This window comes from Microbacterium sp. R1 (assembly GCF_015159725.1).
Classification (GTDB): Bacteria; Actinomycetota; Actinomycetes; order Actinomycetales; family Microbacteriaceae; genus Microbacterium; species Microbacterium oxydans.
Map to the genome: position 1 here is coordinate 1,321,846 of NZ_JADDUD010000001.1, position 21,131 is coordinate 1,342,976.

At 69.9% G+C, this 21,131-nt stretch carries 17 protein-coding genes; 7 read left to right on the plus strand and 10 right to left on the minus strand.

The window, feature by feature from the left end:
- Positions 1 to 13: 13 nt before the first annotated feature.
- From ILP86_RS06640 to ILP86_RS06650, 3 genes are read right to left on the minus strand one after another with little or no spacing between them, the layout of a single operon-like run.
- Positions 14 to 1,135, minus strand: coding sequence for an Mrp/NBP35 family ATP-binding protein (locus ILP86_RS06640; protein ID WP_193761651.1), 1,122 nt, complete (start codon positions 1,133 to 1,135; stop codon positions 14 to 16).
- Entirely contained in the window at positions 1,132 to 1,644 is a 513-nt protein-coding gene (locus tag ILP86_RS06645) for a DUF1003 domain-containing protein (protein ID WP_045263089.1), read from the minus strand. The genes ILP86_RS06640 and ILP86_RS06645 overlap by 4 nt, the downstream gene beginning before the upstream one ends.
- A complete protein-coding gene (locus ILP86_RS06650; protein ID WP_046749559.1) occupies positions 1,644 to 2,912 on the minus strand; it encodes a magnesium transporter MgtE N-terminal domain-containing protein in 1,269 nt (422 codons plus the stop codon). Before ILP86_RS06650 ends, ILP86_RS06645 begins: the two co-directional genes overlap by 1 nt.
- 85 nt (positions 2,913 to 2,997) lie before the next feature.
- Between ILP86_RS06650 and ILP86_RS06655 the strand changes: the two genes are divergently transcribed.
- Both ILP86_RS06655 and ILP86_RS06660 read left to right on the plus strand, forming a co-directional pair.
- Complete coding sequence (locus tag ILP86_RS06655) at positions 2,998 to 3,705, plus strand: general stress protein (protein ID WP_193761652.1); 708 nt, start codon at positions 2,998 to 3,000, stop codon at positions 3,703 to 3,705.
- 25 nt (positions 3,706 to 3,730) lie between these two features.
- Complete coding sequence (locus ILP86_RS06660) at positions 3,731 to 4,393, plus strand: alpha/beta family hydrolase (protein WP_058631851.1); 663 nt, start codon at positions 3,731 to 3,733, stop codon at positions 4,391 to 4,393.
- 6 nt (positions 4,394 to 4,399) lie between these two features.
- Here the strand turns inward: ILP86_RS06660 and ILP86_RS06665 are convergent, their stop codons facing one another.
- The 3 genes from ILP86_RS06665 to ILP86_RS06675 are packed head-to-tail and all read right to left on the minus strand — an operon-like array spanning position 4,400 to position 7,798.
- Complete coding sequence (locus tag ILP86_RS06665; protein ID WP_061018130.1) at positions 4,400 to 5,308, minus strand: phosphotransferase; 909 nt, start codon at positions 5,306 to 5,308, stop codon at positions 4,400 to 4,402.
- Positions 5,309 to 5,317: 9 nt separating this feature from the next.
- Positions 5,318 to 6,739, minus strand: coding sequence for an aminopeptidase P family protein (locus ILP86_RS06670; protein WP_193761653.1), 1,422 nt, complete (start codon positions 6,737 to 6,739; stop codon positions 5,318 to 5,320).
- Positions 6,740 to 6,775: 36 nt separating this feature from the next.
- The gene (locus ILP86_RS06675; protein WP_046749554.1) at positions 6,776 to 7,798 is read right to left on the minus strand and encodes an endonuclease/exonuclease/phosphatase family protein; all 1,023 of its coding nucleotides are present in this window, start codon (positions 7,796 to 7,798) and stop codon (positions 6,776 to 6,778) included.
- 119 nt (positions 7,799 to 7,917) lie between these two features.
- Between ILP86_RS06675 and ILP86_RS06680 the strand changes: the two genes are divergently transcribed.
- Together ILP86_RS06680 and ILP86_RS06685 are read left to right on the plus strand one after the other, a co-directional pair.
- Positions 7,918 to 8,790 carry a PHP domain-containing protein gene (locus tag ILP86_RS06680; RefSeq protein ID WP_113680308.1) on the plus strand — a complete coding sequence of 291 codons (873 nt, stop codon included), beginning with the start codon at positions 7,918 to 7,920 and terminating at the stop codon, positions 8,788 to 8,790.
- 63 nt (positions 8,791 to 8,853) lie between these two features.
- On the plus strand, positions 8,854 to 9,768 hold the full coding sequence (locus ILP86_RS06685; protein ID WP_193761654.1) for a DUF817 domain-containing protein: 915 nt from the start codon (positions 8,854 to 8,856) through the stop codon (positions 9,766 to 9,768).
- A 76-nt stretch (positions 9,769 to 9,844) separates the two neighbouring features.
- Here the strand turns inward: ILP86_RS06685 and ILP86_RS06690 are convergent, their stop codons facing one another.
- On the minus strand, positions 9,845 to 11,365 hold the full coding sequence (locus ILP86_RS06690; protein ID WP_058631852.1) for a DEAD/DEAH box helicase: 1,521 nt from the start codon (positions 11,363 to 11,365) through the stop codon (positions 9,845 to 9,847).
- Positions 11,366 to 11,561: 196 nt separating this feature from the next.
- On the opposite strand from ILP86_RS06690, the gene ILP86_RS06695 reads away from it, so the two are divergent.
- Positions 11,562 to 12,275, plus strand: a complete 714-nt coding sequence (locus ILP86_RS06695; protein WP_058631835.1) for a ferritin-like fold-containing protein — start codon at positions 11,562 to 11,564, stop codon at positions 12,273 to 12,275.
- A 36-nt stretch (positions 12,276 to 12,311) separates the two neighbouring features.
- On the opposite strand, the gene ILP86_RS06700 is transcribed toward ILP86_RS06695, so the two are convergent.
- Both ILP86_RS06700 and ILP86_RS06705 read right to left on the minus strand, forming a co-directional pair.
- Positions 12,312 to 12,599, minus strand: coding sequence for a hypothetical protein (locus ILP86_RS06700; RefSeq protein ID WP_046749550.1), 288 nt, complete (start codon positions 12,597 to 12,599; stop codon positions 12,312 to 12,314).
- Between the two features lie 7 nt (positions 12,600 to 12,606).
- Positions 12,607 to 12,831 carry a DUF3107 domain-containing protein gene (locus ILP86_RS06705; RefSeq protein WP_045263100.1) on the minus strand — a complete coding sequence of 75 codons (225 nt, stop codon included), beginning with the start codon at positions 12,829 to 12,831 and terminating at the stop codon, positions 12,607 to 12,609.
- Between the two features lie 172 nt (positions 12,832 to 13,003).
- Here ILP86_RS06705 and ILP86_RS06710 point away from each other — a divergent pair, with 172 nt between their 5' ends.
- A complete protein-coding gene (locus ILP86_RS06710) occupies positions 13,004 to 16,231 on the plus strand; it encodes an ATP-dependent DNA helicase (protein ID WP_193761655.1) in 3,228 nt (1,075 codons plus the stop codon).
- Positions 16,228 to 19,752, plus strand: coding sequence for an ATP-dependent DNA helicase (locus ILP86_RS06715; protein WP_308431894.1), 3,525 nt, complete (start codon positions 16,228 to 16,230; stop codon positions 19,750 to 19,752). Before ILP86_RS06710 ends, ILP86_RS06715 begins: the two co-directional genes overlap by 4 nt.
- On the opposite strand, the gene ILP86_RS06720 is transcribed toward ILP86_RS06715, so the two are convergent.
- On the minus strand, positions 19,698 to 21,074 hold the full coding sequence (locus ILP86_RS06720; protein WP_227750924.1) for a hypothetical protein: 1,377 nt from the start codon (positions 21,072 to 21,074) through the stop codon (positions 19,698 to 19,700). The two genes, ILP86_RS06715 and ILP86_RS06720, sit on opposite strands and share 55 nt — an antisense overlap.
- Between the last annotated feature and the right edge of the window lie 57 nt (positions 21,075 to 21,131).

The window sequence follows — 21,131 nt, forward strand, 5'->3', positions numbered from 1 at the left end:
ATCCTCCCAATCCCTAGCGGATCGACATGGGCAGGGATCGGCCGGAGAGACCCCTGCCCCGGTGCGCGAGCGCGCTCGCGAGGCCGCGGATGGTCACGGCTGCGGCATCGTCCGTGTCGTCGGAGACGATCGGCCGTCCGGTGTCTCCGCCTTCGCGCAGGGCGGGGCTCAGCGGGATGGATGCCAGCAGCGGGACCGCGGCTTCCGGTTCGGAGAGTGCTTCGGCGACGGCCGCGCCGCCTCCGGAGCCGAACAGGTCGACGACAGTGCCGTCGGGGAGGGTGTACGCCGCCATGTTCTCGATGACGCCGATGACGCGCTGGCCCGTCTGCCGGGCGACGAGTCCGCTGCGGATGGCGACGTCGGCGGCGGCGGTCTGCGGCGTCGTGACCACGAGCACCTCCGCATGGGGGAGGAGCTGGCCGATCGAGATGGCGATGTCGCCCGTTCCCGGTGGCATGTCGATCAGCAGCACATCGAGGTCGCCGAAGAACACGTCGGTGAGGAACTGCGACACCGTGCGGTGCAGCATCGGACCGCGCCACGCGACGACGGATTCGCCGTCGCGGAGGAACATCCCGATGGAGATCGTCTTCACGCCGTGTGCGACAGGGGGGAGCATGAGGTCGTCGATGCGCGTCGGCTGCGTGCCTGCCGGGATGCCGAGCAGGCCAGGGATCGAGAAGCCGTGCACATCGGCGTCGACGAGCCCGACGGAGAGACCCTGCGCGGCGAGGGCGACCGCGAGGTTGGCCGTGACCGTCGACTTGCCCACGCCGCCCTTGCCGCTGGAGACGAGGATCACGCGGGTGAGGGAGTCGGGGCCGAACGGCATGTGCCGTGCCGGCCTGCCCGCGCGGAGCTTCTCCGTGAGCGCCTTCCGCTCGGTCGGAGTCATCACGCCGACCTCGACCTCGACCTCGGCGACACCGGGAACGGACGCTGCAGCCTCGCGCACATCCGTCTCGATCCTGGCAGCGGCGGGGCAGCCCACGATCGTCAGGACGATGCCGACGTGTGCGCGATCACCCTCCACCGAGATGTCGCGGACCATGTCGAGATCGCCGATGGGACGACGCAGCTCGGGATCCGTCACAGCGGCGACGGCGGATCGGACGCGCTCCACCGCCGTCACGATGCGGAGCCGGATCGGGTCTTCTCAGGAGACTCTTCGAGCTCGGCGAGAAGAGCCTTGAGCTCCTGACGGAGCACGTCGCGCGTCACGACCTGCGAATTGCGCTCCTCGAGCGACATCCGTAACGCCACGATCTCGCGGGCGAGGTACTCGGTGTCGGCGAGGTTGCGCTCTGCACGCTGGCGGTCCTGTTCGATCTGCACCCTGTCGCGGTCGTCCTGACGGTTCTGCGCGAGCAGGATGAGGGGTGCCGCATAGGAGGCCTGCAGCGAGAGCATGAGCGTCAGAGCCGTGAACCCGAGCGCGGCGTCGTCGAAGCGCAACTCGTCCGGCATCAGGGTGTTCCACACGATCCACAGCACGCAGAACAGGGTGAGGATCAGGAGGAACGCCGGCGTCCCCATCGCCCGCGCGACCCACTCCGTGAAACGGCCGAAGCGGTCGCGTGAGGTCGCCCTGGGGCGTGTGGTCGTGCGCCCTGGCGCGTCGAGGCGGGGGGAGCGGGGCATCAGCGCACCTCCTTCGCCGGAGCGGCGGCGTCGTCATTGTCGTGCGAGCGCCAGTCGTCGGGCAGCAGGTAGTCGAGCACGTCGTCGATGCTGATCGCTCCGACCAGGCGGTGCGCCGCGTCGATCACCGGGAGCGACACCAGGTCGTAGCTGGCCAGGAGGCGTGCCACCTCGGCGGCGGAGGCGGTGACGGGCACGGGTTCGAGACTGTCGTCGAGGATCGCGCCGAGCCGTTCATGCGGCGGGTAGCGCAGCATCCGCTGGAAGTGCACGAGCCCCAGCAGGCGCCCCGTCGGCGTCTCGAACGGGGGGAGCGTCACGAACACCGCGGCGGCCAGGGCCGGATGCAGCTCGTGGCGGCGGATCAGCGCGAGCGCTTCGGCCACGGTGGCATCGGCGGACAGGATGATCGGTTCCGGGGTCATCAGACCGCCGGCCGTGTCCGGGCCGTAGCGCAGCAGCATCCTGACGTCTTCGGCCTCCTCCGGCTCCATGAGCTCGAGGAGCTGCTCCAGACGGTCCGGTGCCAGCTGCGCGAGGAGGTCGGCCGCGTCGTCCGGCTCCATCTGGTCGAGGATGTCGGCCGCGCGCTCGTCTCCCAGGCGATCGAGGATGTGCACCTGCTCGTCTTCGGGCATCTCCTCGAGGGCATCCGCGAGGCGGTCGTCGGAGAGCTCCTCCGCGACCTCGATCATGCGCTGCTGCGGGAGATCGAGGAGGGTGTTGGCGAGGTCGGCCGCATGCAGCTCGGAGTACGAGGCGACGAGCTGCTCCGCCGACTGCGACTCGCCGGGAGCGCGCTGCTCCGTCACCTCGCTCCAGGCGGCGAAGGTCGTCGGGCCCTTCGCGAAGGGAGAAGCGCTGGTCTTGGGTCGGCGGAGGAACAGCTGGCTGATCGCCCACTCGCCGAGCCGGTTGGGCTCGATCGCGATGTCCTCGATCACGGCGGTGCCGCTGCCGTCGACGAAGCTCACCCGTCGCCCGAGCATCTCCGCCAGCACGCGGACCTCACCGGCGCGGGGGGAGAAGCGGCGCACGTTGATCAGGCCCGTGGTGATCACCTGGCCGGAGCGGATCGAGGTGACGCGTCCGATCGAGAGGAACACGTGTCGTCGCCCCGGGATCTCCACGACCAGGCCGATGACGCGGGGTGCCGCGGTACTTCGATACACGACGACGACATCCCGGACCTTGCCGAGCCGGTCGCCGACGGGATCGAAGACGGCGCACCCGGCGAGGCGCGCGGCGAATACCCGTTGTGTGCTCACCTCTCCAGAGTAGTCGGCGGCTCAGGTCTCCGGCGGGATGGCCGCGCCTCGGGCCGTCCATCGGTGCGCGTGGAAGAATAGCCGGATGAGCATGCTGAACCGGCCCGCGAGCGGCACAGACACCGGCGAGATCGTCGCGTCGATGCGCGACTACGAGAGCGCGCAGAAGACGGTCTCGAAGCTGATCGCAGGGGAGGTGCCCGCGCGCGACATCGCCATCGTCGGACAGAGCGTGCGCACGGTCGAGCGCGTGACCGGCAAGCTCGGCTATGCCGCCGCAGCGCGCTCCGGCGCGATCAACGGCGTGCTGATCGGTCTCTTCCTCGCCGCGATCCTCGTGCTGGGCAACCCCGAGGTGCCGATCCAGCTCTTCCTGGGCTTCGTGCTCATCGGCGTCGCGGTCGGAATGCTCCTGAGCCTCATCACCTATGCGATCGTGCGTCGTCGCCGAGACTTCGCCAGTGTCACGCAGTTCGCCGCCGATCACTACGAGGTCACGGTGCTCTCCTCCTCGCTGGGCAAGGCCCGTCAGGTGCTCGGGGCCAACAAGGTCGCACCGGTGCGTCCCCCCGTCAACCTCGATGAACCGCCCCGCTACGGCGAGCGGATCACTCCTGGGGCGACGGTGCCGGAAGCCACGCCGGCGCCCGAGCCCGCCCCTGCGCCCGAGGAACCCGTCATCCCGCCGCGCCCGGCAGATCCGGTGGCGGAGCCGGTGGAGCCGGAGCACACTCCCGATCCCGCTCCCGATCCCCGCCCGGACTCCGACGGAGTCCAGGGCGAGCGGGCATGACGTCGGTGCCGGTTTCCGCCGCCTGATGGTCGAGATCCAGGTCGAGCTGCCGACCGGACCCGCGGCGGTGTCCGCCGACTGGGCCCCCGGCGACAACGGCGCGACGGTGATCGTCGCGCACGGCGCCGGGACGGGCAAGGACCATCCGTTCTTGACGGGCTACGTCGATGCGCTGAGCGAGAGCGGCTTCTCGACTCTGCGGTTCAACTTCCCCTACGTCGAGCAGGGACGACGCATGCCCGGTCCCGCCCCGCATGCGATCGCCACCTGGAACGCCGTCGTGGCCTTCGCCCGCTCGGCCGACCCCGCGGCGACCGTCTGGGCGACGGGGAAGTCGTACGGCGGGCGGATGGCGTCGATGGCAGTCGCAGAAGGGCTGCGTGTCGACGGGCTCGCCTACCTCGGCTACCCGCTTCATCCGCCGGGGCGGCCCGAGAAGCCACGCATCGAGCATCTGCCGGACATCACGGTGCCGCAGCTCTTCGTCGAGGGGACCAACGATCCGTTCATCCAGCCCCTCTCGCAGTTCGAGGAAGCGGTCGCGAGCTGTCGGGATGCGCGCGTCGTCTGGGTCGATGGCGGCGGGCACACCTTCGAGGTCAAGGGGCGGAAGCGCCCGGCGGAGCAGATCGGAGCGTCACTCGCGCCGATCGTCGCGGAGTTCGTCCGCGCTCGCCGGTCCGGCTGAGAGCGGTCAGTCGATGAGCGCGGAGAGACCTGCATCGGCCAGCAGACGTCGCACCGTCGAGATGCCCAGTGCGCTCATGATCGGGTTCGAGGCCTCGTAGTACCAGCCGAGCCCGAGCGCCTGCTGGAGCGCCCATGCCGCGCCCCGGTGCCATTCGACGTCGTCCGCGCCGACGTCGTCACGGAGGATGCGCCGTGTCGGCGCGTCGAAGAGATGCCAGGCCGCGACGAGGTCGAGGGCAGGATCGGCGGGTCCGAAGCTTCCGCCGTCGAGCACGCCGGCCAGTCGCGTCTCATCCGCACGCTCGGCGACCAGGAGATTGAACGGGGTGAGGTCTCTGTGGCTCATCACCTCCGCGATGGGAGACGGGAGCTCCCGCAGCACGGCCCAGAGCCTCTCGGCGCGTGGCGCATCGAACAGGTGCGCGCTCCTGGCGAGGCAGTGCGCGACCCACTCGTCGTGATCGCCGAGGCGACCGCCGCGACCGTTGCCGTCGAAGGTGCGTCCGCGGAGGTCGACGGCGCGCAGTGCCAGGATCAGCGAGGCCAGGTCGCGCGCCAACGCCGGGGCGGCGGCGGAGCGCGCAGGGTCCGCCGTCTCGCCCTCGACCCAGGTCTGCATCGCCCAGGCCGAGGGGAACTCCGGCGACGGCGCGGCGATCCCGTACGGTCGCGGCGCGGGGTAGGGACTGGCGGCGGCGAACTCGTCGAGAGCGGCGGCCTCGCCCGCGAGCTCGGTCTCCGTGGCCCCGAGTAGCGGGAACCGGGCGACGTGTTCCCCGCCCACGCGGATGATCCTGTTCACGGTCCCCGTGAGAGGCACGGGTCGCACCGGCTCTCCGCGCAGTTCGGGGAACCGCCGGGCGATCAGGCGTGCCGCCGCCGCCGCGTCGAGCGCGAGTTCCCCTTCATGCATCCGCCGAGGTCAGCTCTGCAGGCGTGCGATCCACGCCTCGACCTCGTCGGCCGTGCGCGGGATGCCGGCCGAGAGGTTCACCGGACCGTCCTCGGTCATCACGATGTCGTCCTCGATGCGCACGCCGATGCCGCGGAGCTCGGCGGGCACGGTGAGATCGTCGATCTGGAAGTACAGCCCCGGCTCGATCGTGAACACCATGCCCGGTGCGAGGATGCCGTCGTAGTACATCTCGCGGCGGGCCTGCGCGCAATCGTGCACGTCGATTCCGAGGTGGTGCGAGGTGCCGTGCACCATGTAGCGCCGGTGCTGACCGCCCTTGTCGTCGTCCAGAGCCTCTTCCGCTGTGACGGGGAGCAGACCCCACTCGGCCGTGCGCTCGGCGATGACCTTCATCGCGGCACCGTGCACATCGCGGAAGCGCACCCCGACCTTGGCAGCGGCGAACGCGGCATCCGCTGCTTCGCGGACCGTCTCGTAGACGCGGCGCTGCACCTCGGTGAACGTGCCGGAGACCGGCAGGGTGCGGGTGATGTCGGCGGTATACAGGCTGTCCGCCTCGACGCCGGCGTCCACCAGGATCAGATCACCGGGAACCACGGTCCCGTCGTTGCGGGTCCAGTGGAGGTAGCAGGCGTGCGGCCCCGATGCGGCGATCGTGTCGTACCCCTCGCCGTTCCCGTCCTCGCGTGCGCGGCGGTGGAAGACACCCTCCACGACGCGTTCGCCGCGGGCGTGCGCCGTCGCAGCGGGGAGCTCACGGATGATGTCGTCGAAGCCGTTCGCCGTGATCTCGACCGCGCGGCGCATCTCTGCGATCTCGAACTCGTCCTTGATGAGACGCAGCTCGGAGACGAAACGGGTGAGCGCCTCGTCCTCGTCGAGCACGAGCTCGCCCTCGACCGCCTCGAGCTCGTCGAGGTGCGCCGTCGTGATCTGGAGGTCGGCGGCGACGCCGGCGAGGGAGGGTCGCGGTCCGATCCAGAACTCGCCGACCGTCGCGTCGGCGTAGAACTCCGTGGTGGTGCGGTCGGCACGCTCGCGGAAGAAGAGCGTGATGTCGTGACCGTTCTCGGTCGGCGCGAAGACGAGGACGGAGTCGGGCTCGGCGTCGGAAGCCCACCCCGTCAGGTGCGCGAAGGCGGAATGCGCCCGGAAGACGTAGTCGGTGTCGTTGCTGCGCTGCTTGAGCGAGCCTGCCGGGATCACCAGACGCTTGCCGGGGAACGCGGCGGAGACGGCGGCGCGGCGGATGGCTGCGTATGAGGCCTGCGCACGCGGGGCAGGGAGCGTCTCCGGACGCTCGGCCCAGCCGGTGGAGATGGTGTCGAGGAAGCCCTGCGGGAACGGCTGCTTGCGGTTCGTCGTGCCGTTCTCGGCAGACGCTTCGACGGTGGGCTCTGCGATCGTGTCGCGCTCTCCTGTGCTCATCCCTCCAGTCTGTCACCTGGTGGGCCGGCGTGGGACTCAGCCGGCGGGCTCGAGCTGCACGACGAGGGCGCGGTGGTCGCTTCCGCCGGCATCGTCGAGCACGACGGAACCGCTCGGCGACCAGTTCTGCGACGCCATCACATGATCGATGGGTGCACCGGCGAGGGCGGGCAGCGAGCTCGGCCACGTGCCCGTGAGTCCGTTCCCGGTGCGGGCGGCCACATCGCGGCAGTATCCGATGTCTCCGCCCTCAACTCCGAGCGGAGCCATGTGATCGACGGTGGCGTTGAAGTCGCCGGCGAGGATGAAGTCACCCTGCGGGCACTGATCGGCGATCCACTGCAGATCGCTCCGCCACTGCTGCATCTCCTCCATACGCGGGGCCACCGCGTGCACCGCGACGATCGTGGGGCCGGTCCCATCGGTCGGCATGAGCACGACGCTGGGAACGGAGCCGGTGTTGCTCGTGCCGTCCTTGGCCGATTCGATCACGGAATACTCGCCGAGGTCCGGAGCGACGAGCACGGTGGTGTGCCAGGACTGCGGGCCGTCCTGCACATCCGGCCGGAACTGCACGTGATGCACCCACATCGGATGTCCCTGCTCGCGCAGCATGATGGCGATGCGCTCGCCGACGGCCTCGGTCGTCTCAGGGAGCGCGACGATGTCGGCTCCCTGATCGAGGATCCGCTGCGCGATCACCTCCGCGGAGACGGCCTCGCCCGCGGTGTTCCAGGTGAGCACGCGCACACTGCCGTCGGTCTTCTCCGGGAGCGCGGATGATCCGAAGCCGCGCACGGCTCCGATGGCCGCGGTCGCACCCGCGCCGAGCAGCGCCACGATGAGGATCGATGCGGCGAACCCCCTCAGTGGGCGGGCGAACAGGAGGAGGAGCGCCAGGGCCGCGACGACGAGGAATCCGCCGAGTACGAGACCGCGCGCCGATACCAGCTGCGCGAACGGGTACGTCTGTTCGAGACGGAAGAACTGCGGCCACACCACGATCGCCGTCGCGATCGCGAGAAGCACGGTGAAGAGGATCCCCAGGAGACGAAACATCCCCTCCAGCCTAGGAGCGCCGCCTGGGAAGTCCCTGCCTCGACATCCGTGCCGAGCCTGAGCGGGATGGGGCGCGCCTGAGCGGGCCTGGGGCCGCGGATGCTCGGTACGCTCGGAGGATGGCCACTTCGTCCCCCGGGTTCGCCGGTCCCGCCGACCTGCACCTGCACTCCAACCATTCCGATGGCACGGAGTCGCCGGCCCAGGTGGTGGCCCAGGCGCATGCGCACGGGGTGCGTACTCTGGCGCTGACCGATCACGACCGCACCACGGGGTGGAGCGAGGCCGGAGATGCGGCTGTCGAGCTCGGTATGACGTTCATCCCGGGGATGGAGCTCTCCGCGAAGCACGAGTGGCGGAGCGTCCACGTGCTCGGGTACCTCTTCGACCCGGAGGACGAGGCGCTGCGTGCGGAGACCGATCGCATCCGCGGCGATCGGATCGGCCGGGCCGAGCGCATCGTGCGCAACATCGGGCGGGACTACGACCTGCAGTGGGACGACGTGGTCGCGCAGACAACGCGGGATGCCACCGTGGGCCGCCCGCACATCGCCGACGCCCTCATCGCGCGCGGCATCGTGCGGGACCGGACGGAGGCCTTCGACGGCATCCTGCACCCTCGCGAGGGCTACTACGAGCCGCACTACGCGCCCGATCCGCTGACGGCGGTGCGTCTGATCACGGACGCGGGGGGAGTGGCGATCATCGCCCACCCCGTGACGGCGGGTCGCGACCGCATGATGCCCGTGCCGTTCATCGAGCGACTCATCGCCGCGGGGCTCGGCGGATTCGAGGTCGAGCATCGGGAGAACACGGAGTCGGGCAAGCGGGTGCTGCGTGAGATCGCCGCGAAGCACGACCTCATCGTCACCGGATCGAGCGACTATCACGGCACCGGCAAACCGAACCGCCCTGGCGAGAACACGACCTCCGAGGAGATGGTGTCCAGGCTCATAGCACGAGGCACCGGCATCGCCCCGCGTTTTCCCTGACCCTCGGCGTTCTGTCGGCGACTTCCCTGCGGGCTGTCGAACCGGACCGATACCGTCCGAGGCATGCAGCGAGCGACTTCCCTGGAGCGGCGCGTCGACGCGTGGGCTCACCGGCTCCTCCGTGACGCCCCGTCGAACGGTGTCCGCGCCGGCCTCATCGAGTTCTCGGTGTTCGTGGTCAAGCAGGCGTGGGCGTGCATCTTCGGTGGAGCGCTCCTGGTCCTCATCGTCGCCGCGCGCCTGTGGTATCCCGACGACGCGGCGCTGGCCCGCAACGACGCGCTGACGATCGCTGCGGTGCTGATCCAGATCGCGATGCTCGTCTTCCGCTTGGAGAGCGGCCGTGAGCTGTGGGTCATCGTCCTGTTCCACATCATCGGCACCGTGATGGAGCTGTTCAAGACCGATGTGGGTTCGTGGGCGTATGCCGCGGACGGGATCCTCCGAATAGGCGGGGTCCCGCTGTTCAGCGGCTTCATGTACGCGGCGGTCGGGTCGTACATGGTCCGCGTCTACCGGCTGTTCGATCTCGGGTTCACGCGGTATCCGCGACGCTGGATGACGGCGATCCTCGCCGGGGCGATCTACGTCAACTTCTTCACGCACCACTGGTGGTGGGATGCGCGGTGGGTGCTGCTCGTCGGAGTGGTGCTGCTGTGGCTGCCGACCGTGATGCACGCGCGCGTCTGGCGGCGTACGATCCGCCTTCCCCTGCTGGCCGTCTTCGCGGGTGTGGCGGTGTTCATCTATCTCGCCGAGAACATCGGCACCTGGGCGGGCGCGTGGGCCTATCCGGATCAGGCCGGAGGGTGGCAACCGGTCTCGCTGAGCAAGCTGAGCTCGTGGTTCCTGCTGATGATCATCTCGGTCGTCCTGGTGGCCTGGGTGTATCCGCCGCAGGTTCCCGGAGCGCTGTTGCGTACGACGGGGAGCGGAACCGCCAGGAGAGTGCAAGGGGGCGGCGAGGGTCGCGCCTGACGTCGTCGCCCGTGCATGCGAGAGGGCGCATGGTTCGGGGGACTTCCCGACCCATGCGCCCTCTCGGTGTGACGACTCAGGCTCCCGCGACGGGAGCGGCCCCTGCTCCGGAGCCCCCGCGGCGACGGCGGCGACGGCGTGCGGGGGCCGGCTTGCCGTCGTGGTGCTCCTTACCAGCGCCATCGTGGGTCCCTGCGCCCTCGGCTCCGCGATCGGACGATGGCGCGGTCTCTCCCTCGCCGCTGGACGACGACGCGGCGCCCTCGGCGAACGTCGAGCCCACGGGCGTCGAGCTGTTGCGGCGACGCCGGCGACGACGGGTACCGCTCTCGTCGGTGCCCTCCGCCGCGGCATCGGTCGCCCGCTCGGGGCGACGGCTGCGCTCGGTCTTGACGGACTCCGTCTTGGGTGCCGACACCAGGCGGCCCTTCGTGCCCTGGGGGATGTCGAGGTCCTCGTACAGGTGCGGGCTCGACGAGTAGGTCTCGATGGGCTCGGGCTGACCGAACTCGAGGGCCCGGTTGATGAGCGCCCACTTGTGCAGGTCTTCCCAGTCGACGAAGGTGACCGCGATCCCGGTCTTGCCCGCGCGGCCGGTACGGCCGGCGCGGTGCAGGTACGTCTTGTCCTCGTCCGGAATGGTGTGGTTGATCACATGGGTGACGTCGTCGACGTCGATGCCTCGAGCAGCGACATCGGTCGCGACGAGCACGTCCTTCTTCCCCGCCTTGAAGGCGGCCATCGAACGCTCACGCTGGTCCTGGCCCATGTCTCCGTGCACGCCGCCGACGTTGAAACCGCGGTCGCTCAGCTCGTCGACGAGCCGCTGCGCCGCACGCTTGGTGCGGGTGAAGATCACGGTCTTGCCGCGCCCCTCCGCCTGCAGGATGCGGGCGATGACCTCGTCCTTGTCCATGGAGTGAGCGCGGTACACGAGGTGCTTGATGTTGGCCTGCGTGAGGCCCTCATCGGGGTCGTTGGCGCGGATGTGGATCGGGTTCGACATGAAGCGACGCGCGAGGGCGACGATCGGACCGGGCATGGTCGCGGAGAACAGCTGCGTGTGGCGGACGGCCGGCACCTTCTGGAAGATCTTCTCGATGTCGGCGAGGAAGCCGAGGTCGAGCATCTTGTCGGCCTCATCGAGCACGACCTCGGTCGCGTTCGAGAGGTCGAGCAGGCGCTGGCCGGCGAGGTCGATCAGTCGGCCGGGGGTGCCGACCACGATCTGCGCTCCCGCCTTCAGCTGGTCGATCTGGCCCTCATAGGCCTTTCCGCCGTAGATGGCGACGACGCTGGTGGAGCGGTTGCTGGTGAGCAGGTCGATGTCCTCGTACACCTGCACCGCGAGCTCACGGGTCGGCACCACGATGAGCGCCTTGACGCCGTGCTCCGGGTCCTTGCCGAGACGCTGGACGACCGGGATGCCGAAACCGAAGGTCTTGCCGGTTCCCGTCTTGGCCTGACCGATGATGTCCTGGCCGGGAAGGCCGAGGGGGATGGTCTGCTCCTGGATGGGGAACGCGTCCACGATGCCCTTGGCGGCGAGTGCGTCGACGATGTCCTGATCGATGCCGAGATCGGCGAAAGTTGTCACTTTGTTCAGATTGCCTGTCCGGCGACCCTGCGGGATCGCCACGTTCACGGATCCACGCCGTCTCTTGTGCCACAGGCGCGGGGCCCCGCTCCGACGGCGGGGACACGCCCAGCCTACCCGAGGGGTGCCGCAGGCCGGGAAGAGGGCTTCCGCACGAGTATTGTGAACGTCGTGGTGGACTCGGGAGGACGACCTCGTGGTTAAGTGGTTCTGGCAGCGCGATGCGGCGCCGCGACGCACCCTCGCCTTGCGCGGCAGGGGAGAGCAGGGAGATGCGACGCGCATCGACTTCGCCGAGCTCGCCCCCGAGCTGAACCGCTTCCTCGGACAGGCCGCCTATCTGCAGCTGGGCTACTTCGAGACGCTGACGCGTCTCATCCGTGCCACACCCGAGCTCTCCGAGAAGGAGTCGCTCTCGCGCGCAGCCGGAGCCGCGCTCACCAAGCACCGCGGGATCGTGGAGCTCATCGCGGAGCGGGGGGACGACCCGACGCAGCTGATGCTGCCGTTCCGGGAGAACCTCGATGCGTTCCGTCGGAAGACCATCGGCGCCCGCCCTCGCGAGACGCTGCTCGCCGTCTACATCACCGCAGGGATGTTGGACGACTTCTACCTCGCGCTCGCCTCCAGCTACGGGGAGACCGGGCACCGCGTGGCGCAGATCCTGCGCGAGGACGATGCCAGGCACGAGATCGTCGCCATCGTGCAGGAGACCATCGAGAGCGATGAGGAGTGGCGGTCGCTGCTGTCGATGTGGGCCCGCCGTCTCGTCGGCGACACCATCCTCGTCTGCCGCTCGGCGCTGCGGCCGGAGCGTCTCGACGTCGACGAGGAGCGGATCGAGCCGGTGTACACCGAGCTCATGGGCGCTCACGCACGGCGCATGGACGCCATGGGACTCGCGTCCTGACCCGACATCGGGCCCCGCGCGGTCGGTTCGAGGCGGTCAGATTCCCAGTGCGACTCGCTTCTGGGCGTCGGCGCGCTTGCGCATCCCGGTGATCGCCACGGTCGCCAGTGCGGCGACGATGGGGGCTCCGAGGACGCTCGCGAGCCACAGCCAGATGCTGTCCTCGCCCACGCCCGCCCACTGCAGCGCGGTGTACAGGACCGCAGCCACCGCGGTCGCGATGGCGGGGGTCAGAGCGACACCGCGCAGCTCACGACCGCCGATCAGGAAATGTGCGGCGATCCCGAGAGCGCACGCGCCGATGAGTGCGAGGAGGATGTACATCGTCGGGTCAGGCGACGAAGCCGACGCGGCGGGATTCCTCGGTTCCCAGCTCGATGTACGCGAGGTTCGCGGTCGGGACGATGTAGGAGTTGCCCTTCACGTCGGCGAAGCTCACGTGCGACGCGCTCTGCTCGAGGGCGGTGGCGACCTGGGTGCGCACCTCTTCGGCGCTTGCGCCGGTGTCGAAGCTCAGTTCACGGCCGGTGTTGATGATGCCGATGCGGATTTCCACGCGTGCTCCTTGAAGTTCGGGGACTGCGCCAACTCTACCCCGGGAGTACAGGCCGGGATCGGCCGTCGCGGCCTGTTTCGCCGTGAGCGCACAGGGGGAAGGCACCATGGCTGCGGGCGGCCTCAGGCGGGTGGGGACGGTGATGTCCGCGCGTCCGGATAGCGTTGATGTCATGACACCGGATTCCGCTCAGCGTGCTGTGATCGCCGCGGAGTCGCACGCGTCCGGTGTCATCATCGGCGCACCGGGAACGGGGAAGACCCGCACCCTCATCGACCGCGTCGTCCACCTTCTCGATGCAGACGCCCTGCGCCCCGAAGAGGTGCTCGCCCTCACCCCGAACCGTCAGGCGGCGACGGCGCTGCGCGACCGGATCGGAGTCAGGATCGGGCAGGCCACGCCGGGTCCGCTCGCGAGATCGCTCGGCTCGTTCGCCTTCCAGCTCGTGCGGGGGGCGATGGTGAAGGAGGGGTCCGAGCCGCCGGCGCTGTTGACGGGCGCGGATCAGGACCGCATCATCGCCGAGCTCCTCGCCGGTGACGCGGAGGACATGCGCATCCCGTGGCCGGAGAGCCTGAGCGCGTCGGTTCGGGCGTCGAAGGGATTCCGCTCCGAGCTGCGCGCTTTCCTCGCCGAGTGCACCGAGCTCGGGGTGGACGCTGCGGAGCTTCGTGCATCGGGCAACGCCGTGTGGGCGGCGACGGCGGAGTTCCTCGAGGAGTACCGAGCCGTGCTCGACGCCCTCAGATCCGCACATCGCGATGCCGCCGACCTGCTCAGCGAGGCGAGCGCCATCCTGCACGCGGCCGATCCGGCGACTCTCGGCCCGTTGGCACCGCTGCGCGTGGTGCTCATCGACGACGCTCAAGAGCTCACCCGCGGCGGTATATCGGTCGTGAAGGCCCTGCGGAGTCGGGGGATCGCCGTGCTGGCGTTCGGCGATCCGGATATCTCTTCCGGCTCCTTCCGCGGAGCCAGCCCCGAGCTGTTCGCGCAGCTCGCCGGGGTGCTGGGGGATGTGCACGTGCTCGATGGCCCCCATCGTCAACGTCCGGCGCTCACGGCGCTCACCCGCACGGTGACGCAGGCGATCGGAGTGTCGGGGCGGGTCGAGCATCGGCGGGCGCCTGTGCCGGCGACGGCCGATGACGTCGACGCCGGAGTCTCCACGTTCATCGCACCGTCTCCCTACGAAGAGCTCGATCGCATCGCCGGTGTCATGCGCGAATGGCACCTCTCCGAAGGGATCCGGTGGGATCGGATGGCGGTCATCGCCCACGACACCCGGCAGGTGACCACGCTCGAGACCGAGCTCGCCGCCAGGGAGATCCCGACGCGCGCAGCCGGTGTGCAGCGCCCGCTCGGCAGCGAGGGGATCGTGCGCGACATCGTCGGCATCGTTCGTCTGGCTCTCACGCCCGTCGAAGAGCGCACCTCGACCGCGCTCGAGGAGGCGCTGCGCACCCCGTTCGGGGGGATGGACGCCATCGGGCTGCGGCGCCTGCGCGCCCGGCTCCGACACGTCGAGCTCGAGCAGGGCGGCTCCACCCCCGCGCGGGAGCTGCTGCGGCAGGCGATGGCGAATCCTGCCCACCTCACTCTCATCGACGCTCCGGAGTCGCGCACTGCGGAGAGGTTCGCCGAGACCATCCAGGCTCTCGCCAGCGGTGCGGATGCCGGCGAGACGATCCACGACCTGCTCTGGCGGGTGTGGGACCAGGCCCGAGCCGTCGACGGGCGTCGACTTCAGGTCGCCTGGCGCGAGATCTCGCTGCTGCCGACGGGGGCGGAGACCGCGCGTTCGCTCGACGCGCTCGTGTCGCTGTTCGACGCGGCCAAGCGCTTCGTCGAACGCACCCCCAACGAGAGGCCGGAGGTGTTCGTACGGGACATCCTCGACAGCGAAGTTCCCGAGGACTCGCTGTCGACTCCCGATCGGCCGGGAAAGGTCACGCTGCTGACCCCTGCGACGGCGCTCGGCACCGAGTTCGATGCGGTCGTCGTCGCCGGCGTGCAGGACGGCATCTGGCCGAATGTGCGCCTTCGCGGTGGACTGCTGCAGACGTGGCGTCTGCCCGACGCGATCCAGGCCGTCCGCACGGGGATGGCGATCGAGCCGCCGGGCGTCCTCGACCGGCGACGGGCTGCGCTCCACGACGAGTTGCGTCTGTTCGTCCGTGCCGTGTCACGTGCGCGCGATCGGCTCCTGATCACTGCGGTGGACGACGACGATCTGACTCCCAGTCCGTTCTTCGGCTTCCTGCCCGCTCCCGAGCCGCCTGAGCGGCATGCCTCGGCGGAGCATCCGCTCACCCTGCGAGGCCTGGTCGCACGGCACCGACGCGCCCTCACCACGACATCCGCCGAACCCGTGCGGCGAGTCGCCGCTGCGCAGCTCGCCGTCCTCGCCCGCGAGGGGGTCCCGGGTGCGGACCCCGCCGAATGGTACGGAGTGACGCCCGTCTCCACCGATGCGCCGCTGCGCGACCTCGCGGTCACGGGTGCGCGGGTCTCGCCCTCGAAGATGGAGTCCTACGAGGAGTGCGGTCTCAACTGGGTCGTCTCGGCACTCGGCGGCGACACCGTGATGCCGCCGACGGCGGGCATAGGCACGATCGTGCACGAGGCGATGGAGCGGGTTCCCGACGGAGACCTGGAGCAGATGCGGGCGATCGTGGCCGAGCAGTGGCCGGAGCTCGACTTCGAGACCGAATGGATCGGACGCAAGGAGCGACGCCGTGCCGATCTGCTCGTCGACAGGCTGCACGCCTACCTGGGCGACGTCCGTCGGGAAGGCGGAAGGGTGATCGGCAGCGAGGTCGAGTTCCGCTTCGCCGTCGACGTGGCGGGGGCGAGCGACGAGGATGAGGATGTCGTGCCGACCGTGCATGCGGTGGGGGAGAGCAGGGCGAATCAGGCGATCATCCACGGCTACATCGACCGGGTGGAGGCCTACCCCGCCGGCGCGGGTGAGCATGCGGCGGCGCGAGGCCGCGGATGGCAGCCCATGTCGGGCGGTCCGGAGGGCCCGACGGTCGTCGTCGATCTGAAGACGGGCAAGAACGATCCGGAATCCGACTCCGGCGTGCTCGAGCATGCGCAGCTGGCCGCCTATCAGATCGCGGTGCAGCAGGGACTCGTCGAGGGGGCGCCGCCGGCTTCACTCGCCGGAGCGCGGCTCGTGATCGTCTCGAAGACCCTCGCGAAGAGCGACTACCGCATCGCCCATCAGCACACGCTCGACGACGAGTCGCGCTCGGCCTTCCTGATGCGCGTATCGGATGCGGCGCGTGGCATGTCGGCTTCGAGCTTCACAGCGCAGGTCGAATCGCACTGTGCCGACACCCAGCGTCGGGTGCATCCCTGCCGTATTCACACGGTGCCGGCGGTGAGCTCGTGACGGGGGAGAACGGCGCATGGTGGAGCGTCGGCGCCTCGATCTCCGCGACCGACATCGCCGCCGCGCTGGGCCAACCTTCGCCGACCCCCGCCCAACAGCGTGTGATCGAGGCGCCCCCGGAACCTGCGCTCGTGGTCGCGGGTGCCGGCAGCGGGAAGACCGAGACGATGTCGGGGCGCGTCGTGTGGCTCGTCGCCAACGGGCACGTGCGCCGCGACGAGATCCTCGGCCTCACCTTCACGCGCAAGGCTGCGGGTGAGCTCGCGGAGCGGATCGGCCATCGGCTCGCGGTCATCGACGAGTACGGTCGTCGTGGACTCCTGCCCCATCTCCCGGCGATCGTGGCGGACGGATCACTGCGCAGGGTGGAGGAGGCGGCGCCCGGCCGCCAGCGCGAGGTGGTCCGTGCACACGTGCTCGACGAGCTCGCCGCCCAGCGCGGGACCGGGTGGGACCCGGTGATCCCTCGGGCGGCGGAGGACCTGATGATCCGGCCTCGGGTCTCGACCTACAACGCCTTCGCGGACGGCATCGTCCGCGAGCACGCTGCACGCATCGGGCGAGACCCCGACGTGGCGATGCTCAGCCAGGCGGCCTCCTGGATGCTCGCGCGCGAGGTCGTGCTGCGTAGCGATCTCCCTGAGCTGGAGAACATCGACTTCGCGCTCGGCACGGTCATCGATGCGGTGCAGCGGCTCGCCGGAGACGCCCTCGACCACCGTGTGGACCTGGATCTCGCCGAGCGCATCGCCCGGGAGCAGGCCCTCGCCTTCGAGCCCTATCGGAGCAACGGCGATGTCGAGAAGGCGGCCGTGAACCTGCTCAGTCTTCCGACGCTGTCGAGCCTGGTGCGCGACTACATCGCGGAGAAGCATCGTCGCGGCGTGCTCGACTTCGCCGATCAGGTCGGCGGCGCGTACGACATCGTCGAGTCGGCGCCCGATGTGCGCGCCGAGCTCCGCGAGCAGCATCGCGTGGTGCTGCTCGACGAGTATCAGGACACGTCGGTCATCCAGACCCGCTTCCTCGCGGAGCTCTTCCGTGACTCGGCGGTGATGGCCGTGGGCGACCCGCACCAGTCGATCTACGGCTGGCGAGGGGCGAGCGCCGACAATCTCTACGCGTTCTCCGGCACGTTCTCGAGCACGGGCGCAGCGCATACCTACAGCCTCATGACCAGCTGGCGCAACGACCGCCGTATCCTCGGGATCGCGAACCGGGTGCTCGAGCCGCTCCAGCGGCCCGGGCTCGACGTGCCCCCGCTCGAACCCCGTCCTGGGGCGGGAGAGGGCACCGTGACCGTGGAGTACCCCTTCACGGTCGACGAGGAGGCAGCAGCCGTGGCGGAGTGGTTCTCCGAGCGTCGAGCGGCACACGATGCCCGCGACACGGCAGCGGCACACGCGACGAAGCCGCACACCGGCGCGATCCTGTTCCGCTCGAAGCGGCACATGCAGACGTTCGCGGCTGCGCTTGCAGCCCGGGGGATCCCGCATCGGATCCTCGGTCTCGGCGGACTGCTGGCGACGCCGGAGGTCGTCGACGTCGTCTCGACGCTCCGCGTGGTGCACGACCCCACGGCGGGATCGGCGCTCATCCGACTGCTCACCGGGCCGCGATTCGGCGTGGGGGTGGCCGACATGGCGGCGCTCTACGACCTCGGGCGCACGCTCTCGGAGCGTGACCCCGCGATGGCTCCGCTGCCTGAGGAGATCCGTTCGCGGCTGCGCGGGTCGCGGGGCGCCGACGAGGCGGTGTCGATCATCGACGCCGTCGACGTGGTCAGGGCCGTGCACGACGACTACAGACTGCTCGAAGCGATCACCCCGGACGGGCGGGCACGCGTGCGCGCCGCGGGCGAGATGCTGGAGCGTCTGCGACGAGCGTCCTCGCAGCCGATCCCGGAGCTGATCCGCCTGATCGAGCTCGAACTGCGGCTGGACATCGAGTTGGCGGCGAACGAGACCAGAGGGCCTGCCCGGATCGCCGCGACGCAGCTGCGCGCGTTCGCCGACGAGGTCAGGGCCTTCCTCGCCGCCGACGACCGGGGGAGCATCGGCAGTCTGCTGGCCTGGCTCGACAAGGCGGAGGGCACGGACGAGCTCATGCCTCGGCCGGAGCCGCCGGAACCCGGCGTCGTGCAGCTGCTGACGATCCACGGCTCGAAGGGCCTGGAGTGGGATGCCGTCGCCGTCGTCCGACTCGTGGTCGACGAGCTTCCGAGCCGTGTCTCCGACACCTCAGGGTGGTTCGGGTTCGGCGTCGTCCCCTTCGCTCTGCGCGGCGACCGAGATGCGCTACCCCGCTTCGAGTGGGACCCCGTCGGGGCGATGGGCGACGAGACCGACCCCGTCAAGCGTCAGAAGCTCGCGCAGGCATCGCTCTCCGGCGGCGCGACCAAGGCGAATCCGCAGGGAGGCGCGATCAAGCGCTTCAAAGACGCGTACCGGGCGTATCAGCAGCAGGAAGAGCGACGTCTGGCGTATGTCGCGGTCACCCGTGCGCGGACCGATCTGCTCTTGAGCGGCTCCCACTGGGCGGGGCAGAAGTCCCCGCGCACGCCGAGTCCCTATCTGCTCGAAGCCATCGAGGCGCAGGGGTTCGAGGTAATCGACCAGGTCGATCTGGACGACAATCCGTACGAGGGCCCCGGTTCCACGCTCCGCTGGCCCCTCGACCCGCTGGGCGCTCGGCGGGGTGTCGTGTCCGCGGCGGCAGCGGCTGTCGAAGAGGCCACGCTCCGGGGAACGGCAGAACCCTCGATCGAGCTCGCTCGTCTGCTCGCCGAGCGTGCGGCCAGACAGCGCGGTGCCGATGCGGAAGCGCCGACGCGCGTGCCGGCCTCGAGGTTCAAGGACTACGTCACCGACTTCTCCGGAACCCTGTCGTCGATCGTCAGACCCATGCCGGAGCGGCCCTACCGGCAGACCCGCCTCGGCACGCTGTTCCACGCCTGGGTGGAGCAGCGGTCCGAGCTGGTGGGTGTCGGCAGCCGCGTGGATGAGGCTCTCTGGGAGCTCGATGAGGAGGAGGCGCCGATCGAGGCCGAGCACCTGACGAGTGCGTCGGGGGAGGGGCGCGGAACCACCGCCGACGCCGCCGACCTCGCCGTGCTGCAGGCGACGTTCGAGCGCAGCGAGTGGGGAGGGTTGCAGCCCATCGCGATCGAGATCGAGATCGACTTCGTACTCGGTGCAGGCCTCTCCTCGGACGAGACTGCGGGCGGTCACATCGTCATCTGCAAGCTCGATGCCGTGTACCGGCGCGCCGACCGCGGCGGCCGCGTCGAGATCGTCGACTGGAAGACCGGCAAGGCCCCGCGCACCGCCGCCGAGCGGGAGGAGCGCATGCTGCAGCTCGCGCTCTACCGTCTCGCGTACCACCGCAGATTCGACGTACCGCTGGAGGAGATCGATGTCGCGCTGTACTACGTGGCCGACGACCTGATCATCCGGGGCGATCGGATCTACTCGGAGGAGGAGCTCTTCCAGCGCTGGAGTGCCGCTCGCGCGGCGCGCTGAGCCTCCTCGGAGTCGTCCTCGTCGTACGCGGTCTCCGCGTGCGACACGGAAGCGCCGTGCCTGTCCGCGGCATCGGTGCTGTGGCTGCCGGCGAAGATGCTCCGAGCCTCGGAGAGGTCCTCGGTCTCGAGATCGAGCATCCCGGCGCGGTGGGAGCTGTCGTCCCGCTCCTGTCCTTGGCCGTCGGCACCGCTGCGAAGCGGTTCGACGACATCGGTGGACGTCGCGTCGGTCGCGCCCTCCTCCGATTCGGCCGGAACGTCGATCCACAGCTCCTCGGGGTTGTAGGCGTCGGTCTGCATCGACGTGTCGACCTCGGTCACGGCGTCTCGGGGCACGCGGTCGAGTGCGTCCATGGCAGAGTCGACTCCGGCGCTGCGGGCATCGATCACGCTCAGGTCATCGGTACGCAGACCCTCGGCGAGAGCCTCGAGCAGCGCGGCCGCGTCGTCGACGATATCCGGTCGATGCATGGCGTCGCCGTGCACGAGCCACCGTGCGAACTCGAGCTCGGCGAGCAGACGAGCACGCACTTCGAGGCCGGCGTCCGGTGCGCGGTCGAGTGCGCCGGAGTACGCGGCGTGGACATCGTCGGACGCCTCGGGTGCCGCGGAGAGCCACGACAGATCGACCGCAGGATCACCGATCGACAGTCCATGCCAACCCAGGAGCCCGATGACTTCGGGGCCGCGTTCGGGGTCGTCCTCGAACAGGAAGGACGTCGACTGCAAGCCGCCGAGCACGACGGTGGACTCGAAGCGCCACAGGTCGTCGTCGGCGACGGCGTCGCGCCATCGCACGGTGAGACGCGCGGGAACCCTCCCCGTCGATGCGGCCGTATCGATCAGGCGATCCAGCTCGGCGCGGCTTTCCTCGGCCGTGCGTGTGGCCAGTCCCGCCCCGCGGACCACCGAGGTGGGCATGCTGTGCACCGCGGCGATCGCTGACCCCATCGACGGGGCAGCGCCGCGCCCCGCCGGCACGTGGGCCGCGTCGATCTGGAACCCGGGCAGCAGCTCGGTGACGAGCGCGCGTCCCTCGCCGAGTCGGGTCTCCCCGATGTAGGCCGGCACCCGGAACGGCAGCATCGCTCGAGCGCCGTCGGTGAGAGCACGAAGCGCGATCGCCTCGGCGGCGAGTTCGCGCGCCGTCTCGTCGTCGTCTGCGACGCGGATCGCGAGCTCACGGCCATCGGCCAGGGTGGCGATGGCCGAGTCGAACCGGCCCTCGCCGTCCGCGCTCAGACCACGGGCACCCGTGACCTCCGCCCCGGGCAGTGCGGCGGTCACTGCCGCGGCTAGAGTGAAAGGAGAGCGTCCCATGCCCCCAGGTTAGGTCGGCTCAGGGGCGGTCCCGCCTCCGCCACGCCCGTGAAAGAG